Raw genomic sequence first — 14116 nt, 5'->3', positions numbered from 1 at the left:
ACAGCGCAATTCATGAAAACCTGATCAGAGAATGCGTTACGCTGGGCTAACGCATCTGAATATCCAATATAAGTAACTGATTATAATTAAATTGAAGATAGATTTTGGGTTTGATCTCCCCTACCCCCCTTAATAAGGGGGGTATCGGACAATTTTTAACACCTACCTACTTATCTATTAGATATCAGAAAGGTAAACGGGGCATTTTTTTCAATACTGACTCAATTTGGTTGATTAAATCCAGCAGACGATTGCCATCCACATGAACCTCGCTGGTGGGATAATTATCGAGGACTTCGATGATTTGAATCTCATTATCATTAATGGCAGAAGTGACTAGGGAACCCCGTAAAGCTTGCCGACTAGCGGCTCGATTGGGGGTGTGGACAATTTCAGTCGCATAATCTAGCAAACTTTCGCCAAAAAAACTATTAAGAAATTTGGAAAGAAAGACGGCATCCACCGCTACCCGACGATTAAGGATTTTGCGGAATTCTTCGGGTTTTTGGTTAGCCATCTTTAATTGTGCCGCTAAAGCGGGGGCTAATTCGCCTGTTTCGCTCAATTGCTTTAATTCTGATACCGATACGGACCCTTGGAAGATGTAGTATTTGATGATAGCTGATTCGGCGGCTGACAAAGACTGACAAACACCGAGAAAGATAGATATTCCTAGGGGAAGTAAAAGATTTTTGAACATAAACCAAAGGTGCAAAACAAGCGAAAAGCGATCGGAATGATTGACTCATTCTAGCGGAATTGGTTGCCGCTTAGGAAAAACTTAAGACGGTGTTGATTATCTAGAGATGAATTTTTTAGTCACCCAACTGGAAGCGGAAAGCTGATAGCTTAATGCTAATCATTAATTTACATTCGCGAGAGAGCAGCGATTTTCGCTAGTTTATCTTTTTCCAAACCGTTGAGATCTTCTAGCTTTAACCATCCTTCCTTTAATAGTTGAGCAAAGACAAAAATTAGGGAAGTATAGCGATAGTCATATTTACCATCAATCTGATGTCGTCGGGCGCTTAGATAATCGTGCATTTGCCAGATATCATCTAAAACCGTGATCTGACCAGACTGTTCTTTAATATGTTCTATTAAAGTGCTAGTTTCGCGCTGATAGGCTTTTTGGAAAGCAGTTTGAGCAATTTCTTGTTCGGTATCTGACCAAATTATTTCACTCATAGGCATGATTTTAGTTTTAGGGATGATAATTTTGGGTTTTTGAACTACCTCGACTCTTTTCGCCGACACCTGTTAAGAATGATGTTTAGTTATTCTTACCTAGATCGGAGAAGAAACCGGTGTATTTACCAATTTTTTTAAGTCAGCCTTTTAATTGTATAAAAAAAAGAGTTCACTTGACAAGGAACTCTAATAAGTTTCATCAGAATTTTTAATGATTTCTCTCAGTAGCTATTTAGCCACGGGCAAAGTTTAATAATTCTTTCGGAGAAGCTAATAAGTCGATCGCTACGAAGAAAATTTTATTATCAGGAGTTAGGAGGAAGCGCCATGCCATATTCATACCCACACCTGCACCAAACCAAGGAGTTTGTACTTTTCCCGTCACTTTAATCTGAGTAAAACCGTCATCGGCGGGTTCCACCACACCGCGTTCGGGGATTAATTTCAAATTTTGGCATTCTTCCCGGAAAAAGCGATATACTGCCTCTTTACCGACGACGGGACGTTGGAAAGGTGGTTGCAGAGCGCCGTCAGGGGTGAATAATTCAATTAATACATCAAAGTCATTCGCGTTGAGGTTGTCCATGTAGTTGAGGACGGTGGCATTGGTAACGCCTTCAATGCTAACTTTGGTCCGTTCGGCAATATTTTGGGGAGGAACCACGGGTTCGGAAATACGGTTATAATCGCCCAGTTTCTTGGGATCATAGCCCATATCCACCACACAATTCCGCAGAACGGTGATTTGTTGTCCCGACTCTAATTTTTTAATCCCGTCTAAAACGGCGCTGGCATTAGCAGATAGTTCATAACCCTTGGGAATTGGGGCAACACTGCCATTTTCCATCCATTGTCCTAATTGATACCAGAATCCCAGTTTGATATTAGCAGACCAAGTGCTGTAGGTGCGACAAACCGGGGTGTCAGCATGGTTAGCTAAGTCGCACATCACCTGCGATTGTTGCAAGGGTGACATCTGCCGAATTTCATTCATGGTTTTTTCGGCAAAGACCATACTAGCAGCGCCGGGGGCGGCAACGGTGATGGTTTTGCCCATTTCTAGGTAGGCAAACCAAATCAAGGCTAGTTGATCTTCGGTATTCAGCTGATTGAAACGCGCAATCGTGGCAGGAACCACATCCGCTGATAGCGTGTTGGGGAAAATGCTCCGCGCTGATTCGATCGTAAACGGCATAGATTCACCTTGAAGTAAAGTTTTGTATCAATTTACTGGCATTCTATCATATTGGCGACCCAAGGCAGCACCGATGGAGAAACTTTCCCAAAAAAAGCTGTACTTTAGATCACACTTACCCGGTATTATCACAAAATCTTAATGGTCGAACAACTGTTCTATCACTTATTTAAGGTTGGCGGCAAAAAGCTTTTCCTGGGGGCAGGGTGTGGGGTGTGGGGTTTTTCAGGGGGTCAATTACCTAATTTTCAGGGAAAAAGTGCCTAAATTTTGGCGTTGTCAGATCAGAATATGAAGAATGAATTGCGACACAACGAAAGCTTTGCTCTTAAAGCGTTGTCAAGTCTGCTCTGATGCGCGATTATCTTCACACTTGACAACGCCTGTCATTTTTGGTAGGCTACGGCGTAATTGCAAGCTCAACAACACTTTTTAGGCGGCATTTATTTGTGACATTAGCAAAACTTATCAAAAACTCCATCGGGGGGGGGGGATACTTATCAGTATCTCCATCGCCAGTGGAGTACAAGCGGCCAGTATTACAATTCCGGTAACCGTTAACAGCAAAGCTGGTCCTTGGCTTTGGAATAATACGACTCTGAATACAGCTTATAAATATGGGGTGAGCGATCACATAGCTCCAAGTATAATCAATAGCAGTTCTGGGTTAGATTTTACCGCAGGGAATACTCTGACAATTAATTATCTCAATGGGAAAACCAATGCTTATGGAGCTTCTCCTGAAGTAGATGCAAAAGGTTATTTCGGCTCTCCATCTACATACATCACAAATAACTTTGGAGGGAGTAGCGGATTACAGTTTCCCAGCAAATATATGATGGCTGATTGGGATACCTACCTAAATCAGCTAGTAGGTACGTTTGCTGATGCAACTGGAGCGATCATCGGTACACCTTTTGCTATTGGGTTAGGACGTACAGTTTCCATTCCAGTCGGTGCAACTCAACTTCAACTAGGAATTAACGACGATATCTTCGTCGATAATACAGGGGAATTAAACCTTGCCGTTTCCCAATCTGCATCCGTTCCTGAACCCAGCACGATTTTCGGCTTAGGTGTATTAGGATTTGGTGCTTTCTTCAAGCACAACCTAGCTAAATCTAAAAAGTCAAATAAACAGGACAAGTAAACGGGTTAAATTTTGGTCGCAATGATTGCGCCCCTACCATTGGCGCAATCATCTGATTGTAGGGGCGAATTGCATTCGCCCTCTTTTAATAACTTCTGCTGCTCACCATAACTGAGAGAAAGTCACAAATATGAGGTGCAGCCTAAGCCCCTTCTTCGAGAATCCTTTCTTATAACTTCAGCAAGCAGAATCAAGATGAGTTAGAGTTTAAATGCTTAGGAAAATAGGGTTTGCAGGCGCACGGCTTTTCCATTATGAATATAATATCATGTCAAGTCGCCTTTGTCAAGAGAAAATTTAACAACATCCAGACAAACCTAGCCGATTGTAGGGGTAATTCATGAATTACCCCTACACCTATTACCTAGTCCAGTAACCCACCACCAATCATCGACTATGATGGGAATGATTGAATGATGAACTATGACTAGGGAGCTAGTTAAGAGTGGATTAGAGATGAAGATTGATTGATTGAATGAACCAATCATAGTCAATCCAATAATCACATCAATCATAGTTAAGACCGTTGGAAAATAGGGTTCGCAGGCGCACGGCTTTTCCATTATGAATATAATATCATGTCAAGTCGCCTTTGTCAAGAGAAAATTTTTCTGACCCGGAAGAAATTCAACCTAGATAAAAACTGAGGATTAGAGCCACTAAAAAAGTCATTAACAGGCATAAAATTCCGAAATAAAGGACGATTTTAGGACGGAAAGCTGATAGGAGGAGGATAAAAGCTTTAATATCAATGAGGGAAGCGACCAGTAAAAAAGCTAGAGTGGAACCCACGGACAGATTAGTAATTAAAGAACCGGGGACAAAAGTGCTAAGACTAGCATTAACAGCGAGGGTGAAACCAAAGAACAACTGCACGAGAATTTGAGTAACGGGAGTATCCCCCCAGGCAATTAATTGACTCTGAGGTAATAATAGCTGAAAGACACTAGCGATCGCACAGCCAATAATTAATAATCCCCCTAATTCCAGCGCTTCATCGATAAAGTTATCGAGAAATAACTGCACAGAAATTGGCCAAGCTTGCCTATCTCTAGTTTTATACTCATAAACAAGACTGCCGACTCTTTGTAGGGGTTGACTGGCTGCTTCCTCCGGTAAAAAACTACCGGAAAGAACTAAACTCGATTCTAGGGGAATTTCGCTATCGGTGCGGGGTTTTTCCCGATAGAAACTAAAGAGAGTACCGATAACAATTGCCATTAACCAGACCGAAAGCGATCGATAGAAGAAAATACTAGAATAGCTGAAAGTCTGCCAAGTTAGCCAAAGAGTGACGATATTTAGGGTAGGTGCAGCGGTGAGAAAGCTAAACACCACTCCTGGAGGTACTCCCTCTAATAAGAATCTTCTAGCGACGGGAATCGTGCCGTATTGTCCGACCGGTAGGATTAATCCGATGGCACTGCCAACGATCGCTCCTAAGACTCGATTACGGGGAAATATCGCCGCTAATCGCTGTTTATTGACGAAAACCAGCAAAAAACTGGAAACGGCTGTCCCCAAAAGTAAAAAGGGAAGCGAGGTCAAGACTAAACTAAGAAAAAAAGTAACAGCGATAGAAATTTGATTCATGAATAGGGTTCAAGATCGGAAGCTATCCTACAAAATAGCAGATTAAGTAAAAAGTAAAAAGATCGGTTTTCGATGCAACAATAGGTAGCTGGTTATAATTAAATTAAACATTGATTTTAGCTTCGATCCCCCCTAGCCCCCCTTGATAAGGGGGGAAGCCGAAGGCGGGGGGATACCCCTTGATAAGGGGGGATCGGTACCCCCCTTAATCCACCCTTAATAAGGGGGGCATCTGATAATTTTTAATGCCTACCTACTTAGGTTATTTTGTTGAAATCAAAAATTAAAAAGAACGTAAAGCGATTAATTGTGCCTCAGCTTTATGAAGGGATTCTAACCATTCTTTTTCGGGATCACTATCGGCAACTATTCCCGCTCCCACTTGTCCCCAAACGGTGTTCAAATTCCCTTGAGTGGTCATTAATAGGGTACGGATGAGAATATTCAAATCTAAATGACCCCGTAGGTCAATATAGCCACAGGAACCATAGAATAAATTGCGTCGCATCGGTTCCAATTCTTCGATAATTTCTAGACAGCGAACTTTCGGACAACCGGTAATTGTTCCCCCGGGGAAAAGAGCTTTAATTAAATCAATAGCATGATACTTTTTATCTAATTTTCCTTGAACATTACTGACCAAGTGCATAACATGGCTATAACGCTCGATCGTCAGTAATTCATCCACATCAACCGATCCCCATTCACAAACTCTACCCAGATCATTACGTTCTAGATCTACTAGCATAATATGCTCGGCCCGTTCTTTTTTATTAGTTAATAATTCCTCGGCCAATTGTCGATCGAGTGCCTCGGTTTTACCCCGGGGACGGGTTCCAGCGATCGGTCTAGTGCTGGCTATTCCCCTTTCTAATTTTACCAATCTTTCGGGAGAACAACTAATCATTTCTCCCCAAGGGGTGCGCCAATAACTGGCAAAAGGAGAAGGGTTAATCTGTTGTAAACTGCGATAAATTTGCCATCCTTTTGCCCTAGTTGTGCTTTGAAATCTTAGGGATAAATTTGCTTGAAAAATATCGCCTTTTCTGATATAATCTAAGGCTTTTTTAACAGCTTTTTCGTAGTCGAGTTGAGAGGTATAAAAGATTAAGGGAGAAGGATGGGGATCGATCAACTCAAAATCAGGGTTAGTGGTTAAAGATTGTTCGTATTTATCTAAATCTTCAGGTTTAGTGGCAGCTAACCAGAGAATTTGTGCTTGGTGATCGAGAATGGCAAAACTATCCGGTTCATACCAATAAGCGACAGGAAAAGGGAGAGTATCAGCTTTCCTGTCCGGTAATTTTTCTATCTCCCAAGCTAAATCATAGCCTAACCACCCCAACCAACCGCCATGGAAGGGAAGATGATCGGGAAGATGATCACATCGGGTTTGGGGGAGTAAACTGCTTAAAAAGGGCAAAATTTCCCCTAGTGCGGGGGTCCAAAGCTGACGCGGGGAACCAGCACAAAGAGAGTAACGGGAAAGGGAATTACTCGGATAGGGACTTTCTAGTAAAGTAGCGATCGCATCTTGGCAGAATAAGCAGGCAAAAACCTCGGAACCAGTGCGCTGATGCAGAGGAAGCGATCGCCAATGCCATGCTAAAGGTTTTTGCATCTAAAAATCGCGGGCCAAAATAGCTGGGAAATTGGGTATAACTAGGGTTTTGGTGTTAGTTGTGGGGGAGTTGATCTTTCCTATCTGCTAACACCTATTATCTTAGTCCTAAATGTTTGCTGCCTCCTAATTATCCCCGATAATCGAGGTCAATTTCTTTAGAACCGCCGCGCTGTAATTGGCCTAATAATTCCCCTAACTGACTCCAAACCAAACCACCAATAAAGATAGTCATGGGGAGAGAGATAGCGTAGGCAACCCAACCATTGAGAATAAATATATCTAATCCCGAGGCCAGGAAAAGACAGATTCCTACACAAATACCAATAAAAGGAATTTGTAAGGAACTGGATTTTAAAAGATTTTGATCGTCTGAACCCTTATTTTTATACCAATTGTTAACCACTTGCTTGAGACTAGCTTCAAAAGCGGCCCCGCAGGTAATACCGATAAATAAACCGGCAAAAACTAGAAAATAGGGCGGTTGGGGCAGAAAATAATAATCCATAGAAAAAGTGATTAACCGATGATGACCTTAAACACTTTAACGCGAACTGGTTTCTCGCGGAAGGACAGCGGCCACACCTTGGGACGATAATTCCCGAAAAGCGCTCATGGCCACATCCAAGAGTCGCCGCGGTTGCAATTCTCCTTGAATTAAACCCCAGAGACGTTGCACTTCGGCGGTATGGAGACGGTCATCTTCCGTTAAAGCTAATAGCAATTGACGACGCAGATAACGACCTTCTTCCGAGAGAAGAAAAGTGATGCCTAATTGCGCGGTGGGCAGTAAATCGAAGTTACTTTCCGAGCGAGCCATTGTAATCATGTTTTCTAGGCGTTGCCACTGGAATTTACCGTCTTTGAACAGCACATCCAGTAAACGCCGCCGCAGTTGGGGCGATTCCCCAGTCAGGAGACGTTTAGCGACGTAGGGATAGGCTACTTGGACGATTTTGAAGTTAGGATCGAGGGTAAGGGCCACCCCTTCTTGGGTGACGAGGGAACGAATAATCAGGGCGAATTTGGCGGGAATCCGGAAGGGATATTGGTACATCAATTCGGAGAACTCATCGGTAATAGTGCGGAAATTGAAGTCACCGACCCTTTGACCGATGGCATTGCCTAAAACCCGTTCTAGAGCCGGAATAATTGGTTTTATATCCGTTTCTGGGGTTAAAAATCCCAGTTTGACAAAGTTGGCGGCTAGGTTTTCGTAGTCTTTGTTAATTAAATCGACGACGCAACTAGCGAGGGTTTCTTTAGTTTCCTCCTCTAACTGGTCCATCATGCCAAAATCGATATAGGCCATGCGACCATCAAAGGTGGCGAAAAGATTACCCGGATGGGGATCAGCGTGGAAAAAGCCGTGTTCGAGGAGTTGCTGTAATCCAGAGGTTACGCCGATTTTAACGATACTATTGGGGTCTAATCCTAAAGCTTTGATATTCTCGGTATCGGTGAGTTTATAGCCATCAATCCATTCTAGGGTGAGGACGCGGCGACCACTATAACGCCAGTAGATACTGGGAACTTTAACTTCGGGGTTATTTTGGAAGTTGGTGGCGAATTTTTCAGCGTTGCGACCTTCGTTTTGATAGTCGATTTCCTCAAAGAGTTTGGTTCCGAATTCATCGACAATCAGGGTGAGGTCATGGCCGAGATTGAGGGGTAATAAACGACCGAATTTTTGGGCAGCCCAGCGCATTAGGTATAAATCGAGGCTTAAAAGCGCCCGCAGCCCCGGTCTTTGCACTTTAACGGCTACTTCTTCGCCGGTGGGTAGAATAGCTTTATAAACCTGTCCTAAACTAGCGGCAGCCACAGGGGTGGGGGATATTTCTCGATAGGCTTTTTCTACAGGCATTCCCAATTCTGTCTCGATAAGGGCAAAAGCGATGTCGTTATCGAAGGGGGGAAGTTGGTCTTGCAGTTTAACTAATTCGTCTAAAAAGTCTTTGCGAACGAGGTCGGGGCGGGTAGAGAGAGCTTGACCGACTTTGATGAAGGTGGGACCCAAACGGGTGAGAATTTGCCTAAGTTCGCTGGCACGCTTGTATTTATTGGCTTCTTCTTGCTTTGTCCATTTGTCCCAGAGGAGACTGAGGAGAAATAATCCTAAAGACCAAGTAATCACGAAAGCGCGACCGAACAATTGCCAAGGTTTGTAACGGTATTGTTGAGCGATCGCTTCTGCACTGTAAGGAGTGAACTGTGTTTCTTCTCGTTTCCGGTCAGTTTGACTGTCTTGATGCCGACTCACTAGCTAATCTCTATATATCTTACGCCACTTGATATTGTAGCTAAGTTCTTGACATCAGTATACAAAACTACACATTATTTAATAATTGTTATAATTCCCAGAGAAATCATAAGTATTTATTGCTGGACTGCCGGGGAAATTTTCGGCTAGTGGATGTCCTCAAGTACCTGATGGATATTTTCAACAAGCTGTTCTATAAAGGTAACGGCATCATTAATCATATTTTCATCGATATTCCAGCGACTACCAATGCCATAACTCGGGTCTATATCAGCTTCATGGGCGATTTTGTTCCTTCGCTCAACAATTATGCTAAGTTGGCTTTTAATATCTTTGGCTGGTTTATTTAGTTTGCTGGCCACTTCTTCCCACAATTTCTTGGCTGAAATTAATCTAATGGCCTCCGCTATCTTGTCCGGTTGTTGAAAGCTTTTATATCTGAGGTTTTCTCTAATTTCAGCCTCTAGCCAATAATTACTATTAAGTTTGTTGGTGAGGAGATTTTCAATCATTGGTAGTACCTCGGAAATTGAGCGAGATTCTTGACCAAAAAAAGAACCGTAGTTTTGTTGAATTTCGTTCTCTAGCCAAGAGCTAATACTAATAGCTATCAATCGTTCTTGTCGTGCGCCATCCAAGGAGACTTGAAAACGAGAAAAGGCAGATTGAGAACTGTTAGGAGTGGGAGAAGGTTCTGAACGTTGGCCTCGATAAATTTCTAGCATTCCTAGAGTAACCACTTCGTGAATATAATAATCTAAAGCGCTCACAGTCAGGACTAAAGCGGCTCTGAGGATATCCGATACATCTAGGGCCGAAGTAGTCTGAGATTTGAGGGAATTGTGGATAGCGATCAAGTCACGAACGCGGGCAATGCTAAGGCGAAATTGTTCAATTGCTAACTGCATAAATCTCGGAGGTAAGACCGATAACTTTGTCTGCCAAGTCAGAAAAAATATTTTTAAATTCTTCTTGTTTTTCTTGGGCTTTATCTAACACTTTACCTTGCCATTCTAATTGTTCAGCAGTTAGCGCAAAAACAGGCACTTGATGCTTTTGAGAACTGGCAATAAGACTATTAAAATTAGGAATTTTTACTAGAGTACAGCAGTCTGGTACACCATTCTTGTCGTAGATAAATTTCGGTAGCATCATGCCATTTTTTTCTAGGGCTGGAATCATTTTATCGCCAATATTTTTCTCGATTTCGTTAATCCAGTTTTGAAAAGCTTTTGTTTCTTGACCACCTCTGATTCGATAGTTCTGAACAATAGTTCCCAAAAAATGTAGGTTAACTTCGGGGAAGGGATAGTTGGCGGTTTTGAGAATTGGTAAAGCACTAGCTGCCTTAGCCCATTGGTGCCACTTAGGCAATATTTTAGCTAAAGAATCGATAGCCATAACCGAGAAAAAATCTGGCGTGGTTGGCACAATAAAAAAGTTGCTGGTCATCAGTATATTTTGATTGATTGACCCCAAACTGGGACTCATATCGATTAAAATATAGTCAGCTTGAAATCTTTCGGCAGTTTCGTCTAATAAATATGTAATCGCACCGGGGAGATTTTTTAAAGTCTGAATTGACCCGCTAAGTTCTTGAGCAAGACCTAGGCTAACTTCATATTCAGCCAACCCCACATGACCGGGCAGTAAAAATAAGTCATCACGACCATCAATAGGAATACAGTCCACAGCTTCAATTAATCTCGGTTGAGACTCAAAAGCAGGTGCTAAAGCTGTTTTAATATTAGAGTAAGTATTGTAGATTGCTTGTAGTCTTTCCTCCCTATCTTCACTTTCATTAGTCAAAGCCATACCAGTTAAGTTACATTGGGGATCGGTATCGACAATAATTACTCTTTTGCCCTTCTCAGCAAGCATCCAACCAAGGTTAAAAGTGGTTGTAGTTTTGCTGACTCCACCTTTATGATTAAAAAAAGCTATTTTTTGCACCATGGCATTAATTATATTTGAAGATTGTTGCCCTTGGTCATTATTGTAACATCAGTGTGGAGATTTTGCCATGATTTCTAGGCTAGAATCAGAGTTTCGGATTACTCGTTTTAATGCCTAGCAATTAAGGAAAAATTGCGCCATGGTTTCCACCCTAACACCCCCAACCGGATATTTAAGCAATTTCATCGGGATTAATGCCCAATTCTCGCAGCTTTTGGGCTAATTTTTCTGCCCGTTGTTGTTCTCTTTCTTTGGCTAATCTTTCCTGTTCTTTGGCTAATCTTTCCTGTCGGGCCGACTCTTGAGGGGTGGGAACCAATTCGCCCGATTCGGTGAAATAGCGTAATTTATTGGCAAAAATTCCTAAATATAATCCCAGTTGCTTACTCCATAAATAACCGTTTTCATTGGGGGTAATCGGTTGGTATTGTCCCTCGATTAAAGTGAATCCTTGCCATTCTAAGGTATTAGGATCAAACCAAAAATATTCAGGAGTCCGGAAAGTATGCTGATATAGTTCCTTTTTGGCTTTTCTGTCCACATTAGCGGTGGAATCGGAGAGAATTTCGATGATTAGATTGGGATATTTACCCCCTTCTCCCCAGACAACCCAACTTTTCCGGGGACGTTTCTCTGTATCTAAAACCACGAAAAAATCTGGTCCACAAAAATCTCGCTGTTTCAGTTGTCTTTCGTTATAATAAATAGTCAAATTACCCGAGGCATAGTAATCGTTTCTATCTTGCCAGAGCCAATCAAGACAAGATAATAATAAAATAATTTGTTGTAAATGCAGATCACTTTCCACGGGTGGTTCATCACTCCATAAATCGGTGGGAGGACAGACAATATCAGTAGCAATATCTAGGGTTGTCATCTTTTATAAACCCATTGAGTCAATTTGGGGTGATTCTAGCAACAAGCGACAATCAATACAATTATATTATAAGTCTGATTGTTTTGCTTGGGGTGCATCTCATTTTTGTAAATCTACTAATTTGGGATTTTTCAAGGGAAACTTTCTCCTAAAATTGGGTGTGTTACTTTCAGTTTTATCACTCAATCCAAGCTTTTGGGGGATAGAACCCCCCAAACCCCCCGTTGGGGGCGTGGCGCCGCCCCCAAACCCCGGAGCGCATCAGCTTTTCGGTGGGATGCTTACACGCGATTGTTCATATTTTGGCGTTGTCAAATTGAAAGATGCTCCGAATCAGCACCGGAGCATTGCATCTTTCCTCTTCTGATCCCACATTCCGCACCCTAAGTGTCACAACGTCTCGAAAGAGGAAGGGGCGTGAGTCAAAATACTTATCTAGAGGAGTGAGTTGGCGGCAAGCTGCCGGCAACTAAGCCGAAAATTCCAGGGTTCCCCCAGTCATTCGCAATAAACAGTGCTTGTTGAGAATGGCTGGGCAATCAGACTTAACATCTAGCGTCGAGATGTTCGAGTAGTGCTTAAGTTTTGTCACCCCTTGAAGTCAATCCATCTGGTCAAGATAAGAGATAATATTCCTGGCAAGGTTTGGGAAAAAATCTCAAAATGTTGCGCCTCTCATCCGTTAAGTTGCTAATCTTTTGATTGTCTTGAATACGTAGGAGATGAATCCCTTGAAAGTTCTGAAATATCCAGCGTAATGTTGGTCGGTCAGTTAACTTACCCAACTGATTTTTCAGTCCCGTCTCCTGCTGTTTTAAGTTCAGACGAAGTTGTCTTTGACCAATAGTATAAACCAGCAGGCACGAGCAACGTGAGCATGGCCATGACCTCGATTCTATGGGGAGATTTGAGAAAGACACTGTGGGCAAAAAAGCAGGGGTCTTTGAGAAAAGAAAATCCTCTTTCTGGAGCTTGTTGCCCTTTATATTTTTTGAGTATATCCTCACTGCTTAATCGTTGTTTCTCCAAATCGTTAGTTGCTAAAACAAATCGTCCTGCTCGTTTCTTTAGCCTCTCAATGGCGGTCAAATTCAACTCTAATTTGGCTTGAACTTGATAGCTTTGAGAGGGTAAATCGTCTTTTGATTTAAGTTTTGACTGCTGAGACTCAGGCGGAATGAGATTGACTTTAATCTCAGTTAACTGATGATATTTTAAGGAGTCAGATAATCCTTTGGCTATCGCCAACGCCACCGCTCTATTCTCAAATTCTCTTCGGGATAGTTGGCGGATTTTTTCTTGGGCAGAATTCTTTTCCTGCTCGATTTTTTTCTCTAATTTTTTCAAGTCTGATTCTTGTCTAGCTTGACTTTCAACTAGCAACCATCTTGGTTCTATTCCCCCATAGTTAGAGCTTGTTTCCCGCCAGGAATAACCCGGTATTTCTGCATCGGTTAACTCTTTTTCACCAGATGCTATCGACTAACTCTTGAGCCTCTTTAATGCTGAAGGGGACTCGAGACAACCAACGCATTTCTTTCATTAGTTTTAAATTCTCTTTGCTATAGAGGGCGCTATCGCCGACTATTAAACTGTCAAAGTCAACTTGTTTTTGAAATTCTCGGGCGATTTGACCAAAAACCGCTTTGTCTGCTTCATTTCCGTCCCCTACTTTCAGGAATAAAGGTACATCTCCATCCCCACTTACGATTAAGTCAATCATAAATTGTTTTAAGTCAGGTCGTCGGTCGCGGGAGTATCCGTGGGTAATTTTTATTGGCTGTTGTCTGGTTTCAATTTCTTCTCCCACTGCTCCTGATTTCAGGATTTCTACTGTTGGGTATTCCTTGTTATATTCTCCTTCTACTGATAGAGAAGTCGAATCTAAATGGGAGTTCTCGGTTGCTACACCAAATTTTTTGACGGCGGCTAAACTAATGAGTAGGAAAATCCCCGAAACATCCAGTTGATAAAGTTTGTCCATTACTCGACCAATTTTATCATCATTCAGGTGTTTTGCTTCGATGCCTTCTCCCAGCAGATGTTCGGTTGCTTTATCTTCAAAAAATTGAGGAAATAAATACAAGGCCCGGGAGACAAATCCCAATCCGTTCAGGATAATTGCTTTCACGACTTGCCCCGCTGTGACAATTTCTCCTCGCTCAATTGAGACTTGTTCGTTGATAATTTCAACGATTCCTATTTCATCGATAATTCCGGCTACTAATCCCAGATGGTCTAGATTTTTGACTTCAATTTCTGTTGATTGA

General features: G+C 42.2%; 11 protein-coding genes and 1 pseudogene. 1 reads left to right on the top strand and 11 read right to left on the bottom strand.

Annotated features, from left to right (window positions below):
• Positions 1-184: 184 nt before the first annotated feature.
• The 3 genes from O9324_RS26805 to O9324_RS26795 all read right to left on the bottom strand — a co-directional run bounded on the left by O9324_RS26805 (position 185) and on the right by O9324_RS26795 (position 2386).
• Positions 185-700 (bottom strand): alpha/beta hydrolase, encoded by a 516-nt coding sequence (locus tag O9324_RS26805; protein WP_288141798.1) that lies wholly within the window; start codon positions 698-700, stop codon positions 185-187.
• A gap of 167 nt (positions 701-867) precedes the next feature.
• Positions 868-1194 (bottom strand): fluorescence recovery protein, encoded by a 327-nt coding sequence (gene frp, locus O9324_RS26800; RefSeq protein WP_002746320.1) that lies wholly within the window; start codon positions 1192-1194, stop codon positions 868-870.
• Between the two features lie 229 nt (positions 1195-1423).
• Positions 1424-2386: an orange carotenoid-binding protein gene (locus tag O9324_RS26795; RefSeq protein WP_002788671.1), complete on the bottom strand. Its 963-nt coding sequence runs from the start codon at positions 2384-2386 to the stop codon at positions 1424-1426.
• A gap of 622 nt (positions 2387-3008) precedes the next feature.
• Here O9324_RS26795 and O9324_RS26790 point away from each other — a divergent pair.
• Positions 3009-3536 carry a PEP-CTERM sorting domain-containing protein gene (locus O9324_RS26790; RefSeq protein WP_288141797.1) on the top strand — a complete coding sequence of 176 codons (528 nt, stop codon included), beginning with the start codon at positions 3009-3011 and terminating at the stop codon, positions 3534-3536.
• 627 nt (positions 3537-4163) lie between these two features.
• Here the strand turns inward: O9324_RS26790 and O9324_RS26785 are convergent.
• The 8 genes and pseudogenes from O9324_RS26785 to O9324_RS26750 all read right to left on the bottom strand — a co-directional run.
• Positions 4164-5129: a permease gene (locus O9324_RS26785; RefSeq protein ID WP_288141796.1), complete on the bottom strand. Its 966-nt coding sequence runs from the start codon at positions 5127-5129 to the stop codon at positions 4164-4166.
• 283 nt (positions 5130-5412) lie between these two features.
• Positions 5413-6750, bottom strand: coding sequence for an anthranilate synthase component I (locus O9324_RS26780; protein ID WP_288141795.1), 1338 nt, complete (start codon positions 6748-6750; stop codon positions 5413-5415).
• Between the two features lie 130 nt (positions 6751-6880).
• Positions 6881-7258 carry a hypothetical protein gene (locus tag O9324_RS26775; RefSeq protein WP_002734118.1) on the bottom strand — a complete coding sequence of 126 codons (378 nt, stop codon included), beginning with the start codon at positions 7256-7258 and terminating at the stop codon, positions 6881-6883.
• Positions 7259-7294: 36 nt separating this feature from the next.
• Positions 7295-9013 (bottom strand): ABC1 kinase family protein, encoded by a 1719-nt coding sequence (locus tag O9324_RS26770; RefSeq protein ID WP_288141794.1) that lies wholly within the window; start codon positions 9011-9013, stop codon positions 7295-7297.
• 146 nt (positions 9014-9159) lie between these two features.
• Entirely contained in the window at positions 9160-9921 is a 762-nt protein-coding gene (locus O9324_RS26765) for a HEPN domain-containing protein (protein WP_288141793.1), read from the bottom strand.
• Positions 9905-10969 (bottom strand): ParA family protein, encoded by a 1065-nt coding sequence (locus tag O9324_RS26760; RefSeq protein ID WP_288141792.1) that lies wholly within the window; start codon positions 10967-10969, stop codon positions 9905-9907. Before O9324_RS26760 ends, O9324_RS26765 begins: the two co-directional genes overlap by 17 nt.
• Before the next feature lie 172 nt (positions 10970-11141).
• Entirely contained in the window at positions 11142-11846 is a 705-nt protein-coding gene (locus O9324_RS26755) for a Uma2 family endonuclease (RefSeq protein ID WP_002765478.1), read from the bottom strand.
• 614 nt (positions 11847-12460) lie between these two features.
• Positions 12461-14116, bottom strand: a pseudogene (locus tag O9324_RS26750) (IS1634 family transposase); the annotation flags it as partial.

It is taken from the genome of Microcystis sp. LE19-84.1B, assembly GCF_027531875.1.
GTDB classification, from domain to species: Bacteria; Cyanobacteriota; Cyanobacteriia; order Cyanobacteriales; family Microcystaceae; genus Microcystis; species Microcystis panniformis.
The sequence above is the reverse complement of the archived record's forward strand: the minus strand, read 5'-3'. Positions and strand labels throughout refer to the sequence as shown.